12 protein-coding genes are annotated in these 13,217 nt (G+C 71.3%); 6 read left to right on the top strand and 6 right to left on the bottom strand.

Features of this window, described 5'->3' with window-relative positions; genetic code table 11:
* Positions 1-156 precede the first annotated feature (156 nt).
* A complete protein-coding gene (locus ACFY01_RS05920) occupies positions 157-1,341 on the top strand; it encodes a type III polyketide synthase (protein ID WP_390734405.1) in 1,185 nt (394 codons plus the stop codon).
* A 93-nt stretch (positions 1,342-1,434) separates the two neighbouring features.
* On the opposite strand, the gene ACFY01_RS05925 is transcribed toward ACFY01_RS05920, so the two are convergent.
* On the bottom strand, positions 1,435-3,597 hold the full coding sequence (locus ACFY01_RS05925; protein ID WP_390734406.1) for a SpoIIE family protein phosphatase: 2,163 nt from the start codon (positions 3,595-3,597) through the stop codon (positions 1,435-1,437).
* A gap of 247 nt (positions 3,598-3,844) precedes the next feature.
* On the opposite strand from ACFY01_RS05925, the gene ACFY01_RS05930 reads away from it, so the two are divergent.
* Together ACFY01_RS05930 and ACFY01_RS05935 are read left to right on the top strand one after the other, a co-directional pair.
* A complete protein-coding gene (locus ACFY01_RS05930; protein ID WP_390734407.1) occupies positions 3,845-5,032 on the top strand; it encodes a cytochrome P450 in 1,188 nt (395 codons plus the stop codon).
* A 107-nt stretch (positions 5,033-5,139) separates the two neighbouring features.
* Positions 5,140-5,355, top strand: coding sequence for a DUF4177 domain-containing protein (locus tag ACFY01_RS05935; RefSeq protein WP_053666946.1), 216 nt, complete (start codon positions 5,140-5,142; stop codon positions 5,353-5,355).
* A gap of 134 nt (positions 5,356-5,489) precedes the next feature.
* Here ACFY01_RS05935 and ACFY01_RS05940 read toward each other — a convergent pair whose 3' ends face one another.
* Positions 5,490-6,914, bottom strand: a complete 1,425-nt coding sequence (locus ACFY01_RS05940) for a DEAD/DEAH box helicase (RefSeq protein ID WP_390734408.1) — start codon at positions 6,912-6,914, stop codon at positions 5,490-5,492.
* 171 nt (positions 6,915-7,085) lie between these two features.
* On the bottom strand, positions 7,086-7,289 hold the full coding sequence (locus ACFY01_RS05945; protein ID WP_311699250.1) for a cold-shock protein: 204 nt from the start codon (positions 7,287-7,289) through the stop codon (positions 7,086-7,088).
* A gap of 396 nt (positions 7,290-7,685) precedes the next feature.
* Between ACFY01_RS05945 and ACFY01_RS05950 the strand changes: the two genes are divergently transcribed.
* Both ACFY01_RS05950 and ACFY01_RS05955 read left to right on the top strand, forming a co-directional pair.
* Positions 7,686-8,291, top strand: coding sequence for a phosphatase PAP2 family protein (locus ACFY01_RS05950; protein WP_390734409.1), 606 nt, complete (start codon positions 7,686-7,688; stop codon positions 8,289-8,291).
* 114 nt (positions 8,292-8,405) lie between these two features.
* Positions 8,406-8,630, top strand: coding sequence for a hypothetical protein (locus ACFY01_RS05955; protein ID WP_390734410.1), 225 nt, complete (start codon positions 8,406-8,408; stop codon positions 8,628-8,630).
* 90 nt (positions 8,631-8,720) lie between these two features.
* Here ACFY01_RS05955 and ACFY01_RS05960 read toward each other — a convergent pair whose 3' ends face one another.
* Positions 8,721-9,143, bottom strand: a complete 423-nt coding sequence (locus ACFY01_RS05960) for a secondary thiamine-phosphate synthase enzyme YjbQ (RefSeq protein ID WP_390734411.1) — start codon at positions 9,141-9,143, stop codon at positions 8,721-8,723.
* 88 nt (positions 9,144-9,231) lie between these two features.
* On the opposite strand from ACFY01_RS05960, the gene ACFY01_RS05965 reads away from it, so the two are divergent.
* Positions 9,232-10,308, top strand: a complete 1,077-nt coding sequence (locus ACFY01_RS05965) for an NAD(P)-binding domain-containing protein (RefSeq protein WP_390734412.1) — start codon at positions 9,232-9,234, stop codon at positions 10,306-10,308.
* Positions 10,309-10,320: 12 nt separating this feature from the next.
* Here ACFY01_RS05965 and mltG read toward each other — a convergent pair whose 3' ends face one another.
* Both mltG and ACFY01_RS05975 read right to left on the bottom strand, forming a co-directional pair.
* Positions 10,321-11,280 (bottom strand): endolytic transglycosylase MltG, encoded by a 960-nt coding sequence (gene mltG, locus ACFY01_RS05970; protein ID WP_390734413.1) that lies wholly within the window; start codon positions 11,278-11,280, stop codon positions 10,321-10,323.
* Positions 11,281-11,343: 63 nt separating this feature from the next.
* Positions 11,344-13,146: an ABC transporter ATP-binding protein gene (locus ACFY01_RS05975; RefSeq protein ID WP_390734414.1), complete on the bottom strand. Its 1,803-nt coding sequence runs from the start codon at positions 13,144-13,146 to the stop codon at positions 11,344-11,346.
* Positions 13,147-13,217: the final 71 nt, after the last annotated feature.

Raw genomic sequence — 13,217 nt, forward strand, 5'->3', positions numbered from 1 at the left:
TCACAGCGGATATGTCCATTTATCGTCCATGCTCGAAACGGCCACCGACTCCCGAAGTGGAGCCTATCGGCGATGCCTTGGGCGTGAAGTCTCAAAGTGACCCATGACACAGCATTCGCGACAAATCCCCTTGTTCCCTTGGAAAGGTGCCCCGCTATGGCCGCTTACCTCTGCCCTCCCGCCGTGATACATGGCGAGCACTCCGTGGAGACCAGTCAGATCGTGGCGGAGGTGCGCGACCGGCATCCGCACGCGGTGTGGGCGCCGCGGATCGACGGCATCGCGGCCAGTACCGGCATCGAGACCCGCGGCTGGATGCTGCCGCTGGAGGCCGCGGTCGCACCCGGCAACGGCGGCGCACTGCGGGCTGCCGGCATCGGGCCGGCCCAAGAGGCGCTCGCACGCGAGGGGTTCACCCACCAGGACGTGGACCGCGCGATCGCCGCGCTCGAGGCGATACCCGCACCGCAGACCGTCCAGGAGCGCACCGCGCCGGCCTGGGAGGCCGTGCAGTCCTACGGGGAGCGTGCGGCGCGCGGGGCCCTTCAGATCGCCGGACTGGACGCCGCGGACATCGACTGCCTGATCACCAGTCACTCCACCACCCCGGCACTGCCGGGTCTGGACATCGCCCTGGCCAACAGGCTTCCGCTCCGCAACGACGTGATGCTGCTGCCGGCCACGCAGTGGGCCTGTATAGCGGGGACCCGCTCCCTGGCGCTGGCGGCGGATCTCGTGGCCGCGGACCCCGACCGGGTGGTTCTCGTCGTGATCGCGGAGGCGCTGAGCACGACCTACCAGCCCGCGGACGACACTCTCGAGTCCCTGATCGTCCGGTTGCTGTTCGCGGACACCGCGGTCGCCATGGTGGTCACGGGCCGCCCGAGGCGCGAGTCGGTGCTGCGGCTGGACTCCGCCTGGCACCACACCCTGCCCGGCACCCAGGACCTGCACCGCCTGGACACGCGGGCGGACGGCACCCACTTCGTGATGGACCGGCGCGGGCCGCGCGCCGTGCAGGAGACGGTCACCGCGATGTGGGAGTGGCTGCGCGCCCGTTACCAGGACCACCCCGACGCCTGGCACCCCGACGTGCTGCTGGCGCACCCCGGCGGGACCCGGGTGCTGGAGTACATGGAACAGACGATGCCCGACGCGTGGCCGTCGGGGCTGCTGGACCACAGCCGGGACAGCTACACCACCGGCAACCGCGGAGGCGCCGCCGTCTTCGACATCATGCGGCGGGCGCACGACGCCGGGCAGAAGCCGGGCAGTCGCGCCGTCCTGTACGCGGCGGCACCGGGCCTGACCGCCACCGCCCTGGAAGGGGAATGGCTGTAGTGCGAGGCCGTGGTGCCCCCCGCTCCGGCCGACGGGCCGTCCGCACGTCGCCGCGCTTCCGTACGGCGGTCGCGCCCCCGCCCCGCGGCCGCGTCACCTCGCGACCTCCGCCCAGACCACCTTGCCGGTGTCCGTCCACCGCACCCCCCACCGGGTGGTGAGCCTGTGCACGATGTGCAGGCCACGACCGCCGTCGTCGAGGAGGCCGCCCAGGCCCAGACGCGGCCTGCCGTTGCCGGTGTCGCCCACCTCACACAGCAGACCGTGACCGGTCCTGATCAGCCGTACCGTGACGGGACCGGTGGCGAAGCGCACCGCGTTCGTGACCAGCTCGCTGACCAGCAGCAGCACGTTGTCCCGGGTGTCGTCCCTGGTGCGCCACTGCCGCAGCAGCGCGGAGACCTGCGCGCGGGCACGCGCGGGGGCGTCGTCGCGGGCGGGCAGCCGCCAGGTCGCGGTGTCCCCCTTGCGGTAGCCGATCATCCGCGCGAGCAGCAGGGTCACATCGTCACGCTGGCGCGCGGGCGCCAGCCCGGAGACGACGCGCCGTGCGGCCTGCGGCAGGGCGTCCCAGGGGTGCACCGTGGACACGACGTCCGCCAGCCTGCGGATGCCCTCGTCGATCGACACGGCCGGATCCTCCACCAGGCCGTCGGTGTAGAGGGCGAGCAGGGAACCCGGGGGTGCGCCGAACGTGTGCACGCCGAACGGCTCCCGCAGCGCGAACTCGGCGCCCAGGCCGGGATGAGGGCGTACCGGGAGCGGGCCCGCGTGCCCGTCCGGGGACACCAGGATCGGGGGGAGGTGGCCGGCGCTGGACAGTGCCACCCGATGGCTGACCGGGTCGTAGAGGACGATGCAGCAGGTCGACCCGAGGGCGCTGTAGCCGGCCGCCAGCCCGGACTCCGCGTCGTCCAGCAGCGTCACGGTCTCGTCCAGGTGCTCCAGCACCTCGTCGGGCGCCAGCCCCGCGGACAGCAGAGCGCGAGCCTCCATGCTCAGCTGGCCCATGGTCGCCGCGGCTCCCAGGCCGTGCCCGACGACGTCACCGACCACCAGCGCGGTACGGCCGTCCGGCAGCGGAAAGCTGTTCACCCAGTCTCCCCCGACGCCCGCGCTGTCGGGCGTGGCGGGCTGGTAGACGCTGGCGAATTCGATGGTGTCGCCGCCGGCCCGGGGCAGCAGCCGCCGCTGCAACGCCAGCACCTGCGTGTGCTCGCGCTGGTGCTGACGGGCCAGGTCGACGTGATGGGCGGTCCTGGCCACGAGTTCCTGGAGGTCGAACAGCTCGCTGTCGCGGAAGGGGCAGTCCGCCCGCCGCCAGACCTCCGCCAGGCCCAGCACGACGGGCGGCGAGCCGTCCAGGACCAGCGGTATGCACGCGACACCCGCCGACCGTTCACCGGGCACCAGGGCGCGCATCACCCGCGGACTGCCGAGCACCCGCTCGACCGCCTCCCGGTCGGGTATGACGATGGCCTGCGGGGCGTCGTCCCGCCGTACCGCCTGCGCCAGCAGTCGACTCGCGTCGCTGGGAAGATCGTCGCCCGGAGTCACATAGCCCTCGGGCCACGACCGGTCCGGCACCAGGGCCGCCCGCCGTAGCCGGATGCGCCCCCGCCCCTGCCCGGTGACTCCCTCGCCGGTCCACACGGCGAAGTCGAGGTCGACGGCGGCCACGTCTCCCCAGGCCAGCAGGGACTGCGCCAGCGACTGCGCGGTCTCGTCGATGTCCAGCGAGGTGCCGATCGCGGTCTCGGCGGCGTACAGGTGCAGCCTCCTGGCCATGGCGATCACGGAGACGGTCAGGCCCTCCTCAGGCACCGCGGCGGGCAGGATGCTCAGCGAGACCACCAGTTCCGACCCGTCGCCGCGCCGCAGGCGCTGGATCCGGGCGACGTGCGCCTCCCCGGTCTCCAGGACCTGGCGCAACCGCCGTGTGACCGGCGGTACGTCCCTGGGGGGCAGAAGATCGACGAAGGGACTCCCGGCCGCGGCGTCCAGGCCCGCGAACACGGGGGCGTCCAGATTGCTGCCGGTGATTCTCAGGTCCCTGTCCAGGTTGACCGCGCCGAGAATCTGGTCCTGAGGGCCGGCCGCCGGGTTGTCGGGGACGCGTTGGCGGTTGGTGGGCTCGCCCTGCACGTCGGCAGGACCGGCGGCCGCTGCCGCTCCGCCGCGTGGGATGTAGCGCCCCAAAGCGCTGCTGACCAGGCCGAACGACGACGAGGACGAGGGAGAGGGTGTGGACTCCATGCGGCACCCCTCGGCAATCCCCGGCGCAGCGCCGGGGCCGTACTCGGACCCGTGCGACGGGGCCCCGAGATCCCTGACCGCACACCTCATTCAATAACACCGGGGGTCGCTTCGCCCACACCGGCGAAGCGCGGTGAACGCGGACAGTGAGGAACGCACGGCCTGTGGCAGCCCCGGCGACGCATAGGCTCTGAGTGGGGCTCCGGGGGAGACCGGAATCCGAGCTGCGGGAACAGGGGGAGCTTCGATGGTGACAGCGCGCCGGTTTCCGCTCGGCTCCGCGACCACGCTCACGGAACTGGAGGACGACCCCCACCCGCGGCTGGCCCTGCTGCGCGCCCGCGAACCCGTCTCGTGGCTCCCCGTGCTGGGCGGCTGGCTGGTGACCCGGCGTGATCTCGCACTGCGCGTGATGCGCGACGCGACGACCTTCACGGTGGACGACCCCCGCTTCTCCACCGCCCAGGTGGTCGGCCCGAGCATGCTCTCCGTGGAGGGCGCCGAGCACAAGCGGCACCGCACCCCCTTCGCCGACCCGTTCCGCGCGCAGGACGTGCACGACCGGTTCACCGGGTTCGTGGAACAGGAAGCCGCCCGGCTCGTGGAAGGCATCCGGCCGCGTGGCAGCGCCGAACTGCGCCGGGAGGTGGCCGGGCCCCTGGCCGTCGCCGTCGTCGCCGAGTCGCTGGGCTTGGTCGGCGCGGACGCCGAGGCGGTGCTGTCCTGGTACGACGCCCTCGTGAGCGCGGTCTCCGACATCACCGCCGGGCTGCCGGCGAACCCCGCCGGGGCGGCGGCGTTCGACCAGCTGCGAGGAAGCGTCGAGGCGACGGTCGCGACAGGGAGCGACGCGTCGCTGCTGGTCAAGGCGGCCGAGAGTAAGCGCCTGAAACTGCCGGAGGTGGTCGCCAACGCCGCCGTGCTGATGTTCGGCGGTATCGAGACCACCGAGGGGATGATCGCCAACGCCGTACTGCACCTGCTGACGCACCCTGATCAACTCGCCCTCGTACGCGCCGATCCAGACCTGGTCGACGCGGCGATCGAGGAATCGCTGCGTCTGGAACCCGCCGCGGCGGTGGTGGACCGCTACGCGACGGCCGACGTGACGATCGGCGGGGCGGACGTGCGGCGCGGTGATCTGGTGGTCGTCTCGCTCGCCGGCGCGAACCGCGACCCCGAGGTCTTCCAGGACCCCGACCGTTTCGACCTGCGACGGGGCGACTCCCGCCGCCAGCTGGCCTTCGCGCACGGCCCGCACTTCTGTCTGGGCGCCCACCTCGCCCGCCTGGAAACCCGTGCCTGCCTCCTCGCACTCCTCGACCGTCTCCCGGGCCTGCGGCTCGACCCGGCCTCGCCCGCCGCGCCCAGGGGCCTGGTCTTCCGCAAACCCCCGGCTCTGCGCGTCCGCTGGGACGCCCCGGCGCAGCGGTGACATGACGCCGGCTCACCTCCCCCCACCCCGCCGTGTCGGGCAAGGCCGAACGGTGATTGGCTGTCCCCCGTTCCGTCAGGCAGTCCATCCACGGGAAGGCCCCAGCCATGAGCAACCCCTACGCACTCGAGTACAAGGTCGTCACCTTCCGCGAGTCATTGATCGGCGACGCACTGGACAGCGACAAGCTGGAGAAGGTGCTGAACAAGCACGCCGAGGACGGCTGGGCGCTCAAGGCGATCACGTCCGCCGACGTGAAGGGCCGCATAGGGCCCGGTGCGGTCGAGGGCCTGCTGCTCACTCTGGAGCGTCCGCGCCGCTGACGAGCGCCGTTCCCGCACGGCCCGAGCCGGCCGGCGGCTCCTGCTCAGGAGCCGCCGGCCGAGCGCGGGCGTTCACTGCCGCACGCCGACAAGGACGGCGAAGGCGGCGAAGACGCCCCCCTTGCCGGCACGGCCTATGCGCCGCGACGGACCCGGGCGGCCTTGCGGGCCTCGGCGATCTGTCGGGCCTCGGCAGACCGGCGGGACGCGCCACCGCCGCCGGCCCGCCCCGGGCGGGTGCCGAGACCACGGAAAGGGGCGCCGCCGCGCTTCGGGCGCTCCGCGACCGGCTCGCCGCCGGCGACGGGGACACCGGTGGGAGCCTGGGCTCCGGTGATGCGGCTCAGCTCGGCCTCACCGGAGCGGACCTGCGTGATCTTCGGCCTGATGCCCGCGTCGGACATGAGACGGGCCATGTCCCGGCGCTGGCCGGGCAGGACCAGCGTGACGACGCTGCCGGACTCGCCGGCGCGGGCAGTCCGGCCGCCGCGGTGCAGATAGTCCTTGTGGTCGCCCGGCGGGTCGACGTTGACGACGAGATCGAGGTCGTCGATGTGAATGCCCCGAGCCGCGACGTTGGTGGCCACCAGCGCCGTGACGTCGCCGGTCTTGAACTGTGCCAGGGTGCGGGTGCGCTGGGGCTGCGACTTGCCACCGTGCAGCGCCGCGGCCTTCACGCCGCTGCTCAGCAGGTGCTTGGTGAACCGGTCGACAGCGTGCTTGGTGTCCAGGAACATGATCACGCGCCCGTCCCGGGCGGCGATTTCGGTGGCGGTGGCGTACTTGTCGGCGTCGTGCACCTGGAGTACGTGATGCTCCATCGTGGTGACCGCACCGGCCGACGGGTCGACGGAATGGACGACCGGGTCATGGAGGTAACGACGGACCAGGAGATCGATGTTGCGGTCCAGCGTGGCCGAGAACAGCATGCGCTGGCCGTCGGGACGCACCTGGTCCAGCAGTTCGGTGACCTGCGGCATGAAACCCATGTCCGCCATCTGGTCGGCCTCGTCCAGAACGGTGATGTTCACCCGGTCCAGGCGGCAGTCCTTGCGCTCGACGAGGTCCGCGAGGCGGCCAGGAGTCGCGACGACCACCTCGGCCCCCGCACGCAACGCGCCGGCCTGCCTGCCCATCGACATGCCGCCGACCACAGTGGCCAGCCGCAGCTTCAGCAGCCGGGCGTACGGGGTGAGCACCTCGGTGACCTGCTGGGCCAGCTCGCGCGTGGGGACGAGGATCAGGGCCAGCGGCTTGCGCGCCTCGGCACGCCGCCCGCTCGTGCGCACGAGGAGTGCCAGGCCGAAGGCGAGCGTCTTGCCCGATCCGGTGCGCCCGCGGCCCAGGACGTCGCGCCCCGCGAGGGAGTTCGGCAACGTGGCGGCCTGGATCGGGAACGGCTCCTTCAGGCCGAGACTGGTGAGCAGTTCCAGCAATGCGGCCGGCATGTCCAGTTCAGCGAAGGTCGCGGCCGCGGGCAGGGCCGGGGTGACGGTGGCCGGCAGCGCGAACTCCCCCGGCGGGCGGAAACGGTCATTCGTGCGAGTCGAACGGCTCATGGGAAACCTTCCTCGGCAGGGCACGCATCGAGGAATCCCCGGCAGGAACGAACCGGATGAATTGCAAGCACGAGCCGGATGCGGGACTTGAATAATTCCATCGCAATGCAAAAACAGATATCTGGGGCCCCGCCGTAAGGCGGGGCCCCAGATATCCCATACGCTTCGACGTCAGGCGGGAGTGATGTTCTCCGCCTGCGGACCCTTCTGGCCCTGCGTGATGTCGAAGTTCACCTTCTGGCCTTCCTGGAGCTCACGGTAGCCCTGGGTGGCGATGTTCGAGTAATGGGCGAAGACGTCCGGGCCGCCGCCGTCCTGCTCGATGAAGCCGAAGCCCTTTTCCGCGTTGAACCACTTGACGGTGCCAGTAGCCATTTCATATCCCCTTGGGGGGCAGTGCCCGGGGGTCCACACCGTGTGAACCCTTGCATTGCCACATTGAACCCCATCAATTTTAGCACGCTCCGGATTTTTTCCCGGCATCGACCCAGGAACGACAAACGGACCCACCTGTCCGGATTGCCCCTGTTCGGCGCCCTTGATCGAGGGCGCCCCTGATCGCCTGAAGCCACGGGAACGCTCCTCGCCCGCCGTTCGTCTACAGTTCATGAGCCGTCTACAAGCCTGTAGTCACTCCTAGGAAGGCCCGCGGCCTATGACCACACCGCTGCACCTCGCCTCACAACTGGCCGTCGACGTGCTGGACGCCCGCTCGCTGCCGGCCGAGGTCACCCGCTCCCGCAGTGCCGCCAGTGTGCCGGAGGAGCGCGGATGACCTCGACCTTCGACGGGTCCTCGATCGACGGATCCGGCTACCTGGACGTGGTGCGCCTGGCCCAGCACTCACCGGGCTGGCTGGACGACCTGGTGTTGCTCTGGTCGACGTACGGGCTCGCCTTCTTCGCCCTCCTCACGGCGATCGGCTGGTGGCGGGCCCGGCGGGCGGGGCCCGCGGCCGCGGTGCCGGCGCTGGCGGTACCGGCGGTCGTCATCGTCGCGTACGGCGCCGACTCCGTCCTGAAGCTGGTGGTACGTGAGGACCGTCCGTGCCAGAGCCTGCACGTGACGGTGCTGGAGGCGTGTCCGGCACCCGGTGACTGGTCCTTCCCCAGCAACCACGCGGCGATCGCCGCCGCCGCCGCGGCGGCGCTGCTGTTCGTCTCCCGGCGGCTGGGTGCGATCGGTGCCGTGGCCGCGCTGGCGATGGCCGTTTCCCGTGTCTGGGTCGGCGCGCACTACCCGCACGACATCGTCGCCGGGATCGCCGTCGGCGCACTCACGGGGCTGTTGCTGATGACGGTGGTGCGCAGACGGTCGGAAACCCTGGCCCGGTGGATCACATCCGGGAGACTGCGCCCACTGCTCGTCGCCCCCTGAACCAGTCGACCGTCGCCGGCGCAGCCCGCCGCGCGCCGGAGGAGTCACCGGAAGACCAAGCGTCAGAAGATCCCCGTCGCTGAGGACGACACGAGGACGACAACACTGCTCGCGATGTTGCCGCGTCGTGGCCCGACCCCCCTGGACAAGGGCCAGTTCCCGCCCGACGGCATCACGCCGGCCGGCGGTCCGAAGACCTCCCTGGCCATGGAGACGCCGGTCGGCAACGTGCAGGGCTCGGTGGACCTCAGCAAGACGTTCACCAACGACTTCGCCCTCCCGGCCAACAGGTCCGAGGGCTTCAAGACCACCACGACCCCCGCAGGACCGACCGGCTGATCCCCGCCGGGCACGGGGCCGCACGGGTGACAGCCTCCCGGGCGGCCCCGCACCACGCCCTCCTTCGACGCTACGGTTCCGGCTCGTGCATCAGCCGAGGAAGCTCAGGCGCACCTGACGGTTGGCGTTGTCCCTGTTCGTGTCCACCAGACACACGGACTGCCACGTGCCCAGTTCCAGTCGTCCGCCGACCACCGGGAGGGTCGCGTGCGGGGGGACGATCGCCGGGAGGACGTGGTCGCGGCCGTGGCCGGGGCTGCCGTGCCGGTGCTGCCAGCGGTCGTCGGCGGGGAGCAGGGTGTGCAGGGCGGCCAGGAGGTCGTCGTCACTGCCGGCGCCCGTCTCGATGATGGCGATGCCGGCGGTGGCGTGCGGGACGAAGAGGTTCAGGAGGCCGTCGCGGCCGGCCGCCACCTCGCCGAGGAAGGCCTCGCAGTCGCGGGTGAGGTCCACGACCCGCTCCCGGGAACCGGTGGCGACGTGCTGCACTCGTGTGGTGAAGGCATCTGACATGCCCCCATCCTGACCCATAAGCGGGATTCCACACGTCACCGGCCGCCCGCCGGGGAAGATCCCCGAACGCCTCGATGTTCGTAGAACCGTGAACAACACGCGTGAGGTCGACGTGGTCGTCATAGGTGCGGGCCAGGCGGGTCTGGCCGGCGCATATCACCTGCGGCGCACGGGCTTCGAGCCGGACCGTGACTTCGTCGTGCTCGACCGCTCCCCCGCTCCGGGCGGCGCCTGGCAGTTCCGGTGGCCGTCGCTGACGTACGGCAAGGTCCACGGGATGCACTCCCTGCCGGGAATGGAGCTGACGGACGCCGATCCGGCGCGGCCGTCGGCCGAGGTCGTCGGGGAGTACTTCGACACGTACGAGCGGACGTTCGACCTGCGGGTGCGGCGGCCTGTCCACGTGAGCGCCGTGCGAGAGGGCGACGGCGGTCGGCTGCTGGTGGAGACCTCGGACGGAACGTGGTCGACGCGGGCGCTGATCAACGCCACCGGCACCTGGGACCGGCCGTTCTGGCCGCGTTACCCCGGTCAGGAGAGCTTCCGGGGACGGCAGTTGCACACCGCGCAGTACGCGGGGCCCGAGGAATTCGCCGGGCAGCGGGTGGTCGTGGTGGGCGGGGGCGCCTCGGGCACCCAGCACCTGCTGGAGATCGCCCCGTACGCGGCCGCCACCACCTGGGTGACCCGGCGGCCGCCCGTGTTCCGCGAGGGGCCGTTCGGCGAGGAAGCGGGCCGCGCCGCGGTCGCGCTGGTGGATGAGCGGGTGCGGCAGGGGCTGCCGCCCAGGAGCGTGGTCTCGGTCACGGGACTGCCGCTCAACGACGCCATCCGTCAGGGGCTGCGGGACGGCGTCCTGGACCGCCTGCCGATGTTCGACCGGGTCGCTCCCGACGGCGTGGAGTGGCAGGACGGACGCAAGGTCACCGCCGACGTCATCCTGTGGGCGACCGGCTTCCGCGCCGCCCTCGAACATCTGGCGCCGCTGCGGCTGCGCGAGCCGGGCGGGGGGATCCGGGTGGAGGGGACTCGCGCGGTCGACGACCCGCGTGTCCACCTCGTCGGGTACGGGCCGTCGGCCAGCACCATCGGCGCCAACCGGGCGGGACGCGCGGCCGTGCGGGACATCAGACGGCTGCTTGCCGCGGAGTCCGTGGCCGCGTGACCGGGCGCCCGCTCACTGGGGGGACTGCGAGAGCGGGGGCTGCGAGAACGAGGACTCCGAGAGCGGGGACTCCGAGAGCGGCGGCTGCTGCTGCGCGGGCACGCTCGGCGAGGGCCGAGGAGCCGGACTCGGACCCGACGGCCGCGCCGTGCTCTGCTGCATCTCGTTGAACTCGGCCACGTTGCGCTGGTGCTCGGCGTAGTCGGTGGTGAAGCGGGTGTCGCCGGGCTTGACGGTGACGAAGTACAGCCAGTCGCCCGGCTCCGGGTTGATCGCCGCGCGCATCGCCTCCGCGCCGGGATTGTCGATCGGCGTGGGCGGCAGACCCATGCGCTGGTAGGAGTTGTAGGGGCTCTCGATACGGGTGTCGTCCGTGCTCGTCCGGCCCGATCTGCGGTCCAGGGCGTAGTTGATGGTGGAGTCCATCTGCAACGGCATGCCACGCTGGAGCCGGTTGTAGATGACCCGGGCCACCTTGCCCATCTCGGCCTTGGAGGCGGCCTCGGCCTGGACGATGCTCGCGATGGTGACCGTCTGGTAGACGTTCATCGCGTTGTGCTGCGCACCGGCGGCGACCGGCGCCTTGTTGTACTTCTGGGCGGCGGTGTCGACCATGAACTGGAGCACGGACTGCGGGGTCGCCTTGTCGTCGATCGGGTAGGTCGCCGGGTAGAGGTACCCCTCCGGATTGCCCTGGGCCTCGGCCGGCAGCTTCAGGCCGGCCTTGCCGATGGACTTCCGAGTGGTGCCCGGGGGCAGGGAGAGGGCCTTGTCGACGGCCTCGTAGACCTGGTTCGCGCGCGAGCCTTCCGGGATCACCAGACTCATGGTCCGGGTACTGACTTCATCGTTCAGACCGAGCAGCGGCACCGCCACGGCGGTGCCGGCCAGGACGGCGCCGGTCACGACGAGGGCGATACGGCCCCGGCGTGTCAGTCGGGTGGTTCTCCGTGGCGGAGTGTTCGTCTGCATGCGGGCACGGTAGCTTGCATACCGTCATAATCCCGGCATATGTGGGTTCATACAGACATATCTTCAGCTGGTCGGTTCCAATTGCGCGTCCCGGCGGACCAGGGCCGCGTACCGCCCGTCCAGCTCCAGCAGTTCCTCGTGCGTCCCCCGCTCGGCCACGTGTCCGGAGTCCAGCACCACGATCTGGTCGGCGGCCCGGACGGTGGACAGGCGGTGGGCGATGGTGAGCGTCGTCCGGTTGGCCGACAGGGCGTCGATGGCCTCCTGGACGGCGGCCTCCGTACGGGTGTCCAGGGCGCTCGTCGCCTCGTCGAGGATCAGCACCGGCGGATCCCGCAGGATGGTGCGGGCGATGGCCAGCCGCTGCTTCTCGCCACCGGAGAAACGGTGGCCGCGCTCGCCGACGACCGTGTCGTAGCCGTCGGGCAGCGCGGCGATGTGGTCGTGGATCTGGGCCGCCTTCGCCGCCGCGTGCAGTTCCTCCTCGGTGGCGTCCGGCTTGGCGAAGCGGAGGTTGTCGGCGACCGAGGCGTGGAACAGGTACGTCTCCTGCGAGACGACGCCGACCGCGCGGGCGAGGGTGTCGAAGTCGAGGTCGCGGACATCGACGCCGTCCAGGGTCACCCGGCCGCCGGTGACGTCGTACAGCCGGGGCACCAGGTAGCCGAGCGAGGACTTGCCCGCGCCGGTCGGGCCGACGATCGCCAGGCTGCCGCCCGCCGGGACGGTGATGTCGACGCCGTCGAGGACGGGCCTGCCCTTGCCGTCGTAGCGGAACTCGACGTCTTCGAGGCGGACCTCGCCCTTGACGTGGTCGAGGTGGACGGGCCGCTCCCGTTCGGTGATGTCGATCGGCAGGTCGAGGTACTCGAAGATGCGCTGGAACAGCGCCAGCGAAGTCTGGATCTGCACGCCGGTCGACAGCAGGCTGACGGCCGGGCGGAACAGGCCCTGCTGGAGGGAGACGAAGGCGACGATCGTGCCGAGCGAGGTCTGCGGGCCACCCAGTTGGAGTGCCACTCCGGCGGTCCAGTAGATGACGGCGGGCATGGCGGCCATGACGATGGTGATGACGGCCATCCGCCAGCGGCCGGCCATGTTGGACCTCACCTCGAGGTCGACCAGCCGCTCGGACTCCTCGGCGAAGGACGCCGTCAGGGACTCGGCGCGGCCCATGGTGCGGCCGAGCAGGATGCCGCTGACGGAGAGCGACTCGGTGACGGTGGCCGCCATCGCGGCCATCTGCTTCTGGCGCTGGGTGGTTATCTTCTTGCGTTCGTTGCCGACGCGGCGACTGATCCACACGAAGACCGGCAGCAGGAGCAGCGAGACGAGGGTGAGGCGCCAGTCGAGGGCCGCCATCGCGACGATCGTGGCGACCACGCTGGTGAGGTTGGAGACCAGTGAGGTGGCGGTGGAGGTCACGGTGGCCTGCATGCCGCCGATGTCGTTGGCTATGCGGGACTGCACCTCGCCGGTGCGGGTGCGGGTGAAGAAGGCCAGCGACATGCGCTGGAGGCGGCCGTAGACGGCGGTGCGCAGGTCGTGCATGACCCGCTGGCCGACGGTCGTGGAGATCAGGGTCTGGAGCACGCCGAAGACGCTGCTGAGGACGGCGCTGAGGATCATGCCGAGCGCGAGCAGGCTCAGCAGTCCGGTGCGGCGGTCGGGGATCGCGACGTCGAGGGTCTCCTTGAGGAGGAACGGCGTGGCGACCGAGACCAGCGACGAGGCGCCGACCAGCAGGCCGACGATCGCGAGCCGGCCGCGGTAGGGGCGGAAGAGCTTCAGGATGCGGCGCACCTGCCGGGGCTGTTCCTTGGCGTCGGCAGGTGGGGTCCAGGAGGGTTCACGGTCGGGGTGCATGGGCTCCTTCGGAGGTGAGCGGGTGCCGGCGTCGTGGCGGGGCCGGGTCGGCCACGACGGCTGACGACGGC

The organism is Streptomyces sp. NPDC001480 (genome assembly GCF_042894725.1).
GTDB lineage: Bacteria > Actinomycetota > Actinomycetes > Streptomycetales > Streptomycetaceae > Streptomyces.

What these genes read in the sequence shown, in the direction of transcription:
- ACFY01_RS05920 (WP_390734405.1), top strand. Translation starts at nt 157, where the DNA reads ATGGCCGCTTACCTCTGCCCTCCCGCCGTGATACATGGCGAGCACTCC.
- ACFY01_RS05925 (WP_390734406.1), bottom strand. Translation starts at nt 3,597, where the DNA reads ATGGAGTCCACACCCTCTCCCTCGTCCTCGTCGTCGTTCGGCCTGGTC.
- ACFY01_RS05930 (WP_390734407.1), top strand. Translation starts at nt 3,845, where the DNA reads ATGGTGACAGCGCGCCGGTTTCCGCTCGGCTCCGCGACCACGCTCACG.
- ACFY01_RS05935 (WP_053666946.1), top strand. Translation starts at nt 5,140, where the DNA reads ATGAGCAACCCCTACGCACTCGAGTACAAGGTCGTCACCTTCCGCGAG.
- ACFY01_RS05940 (WP_390734408.1), bottom strand. Translation starts at nt 6,914, where the DNA reads ATGAGCCGTTCGACTCGCACGAATGACCGTTTCCGCCCGCCGGGGGAG.
- ACFY01_RS05945 (WP_311699250.1), bottom strand. Translation starts at nt 7,289, where the DNA reads ATGGCTACTGGCACCGTCAAGTGGTTCAACGCGGAAAAGGGCTTCGGC.
- ACFY01_RS05950 (WP_390734409.1), top strand. Translation starts at nt 7,686, where the DNA reads ATGACCTCGACCTTCGACGGGTCCTCGATCGACGGATCCGGCTACCTG.
- ACFY01_RS05955 (WP_390734410.1), top strand. Translation starts at nt 8,406, where the DNA reads ATGTTGCCGCGTCGTGGCCCGACCCCCCTGGACAAGGGCCAGTTCCCG.
- ACFY01_RS05960 (WP_390734411.1), bottom strand. Translation starts at nt 9,143, where the DNA reads ATGTCAGATGCCTTCACCACACGAGTGCAGCACGTCGCCACCGGTTCC.
- mltG (WP_390734413.1), bottom strand. Translation starts at nt 11,280, where the DNA reads ATGCAGACGAACACTCCGCCACGGAGAACCACCCGACTGACACGCCGG.
- ACFY01_RS05975 (WP_390734414.1), bottom strand. Translation starts at nt 13,146, where the DNA reads ATGCACCCCGACCGTGAACCCTCCTGGACCCCACCTGCCGACGCCAAG.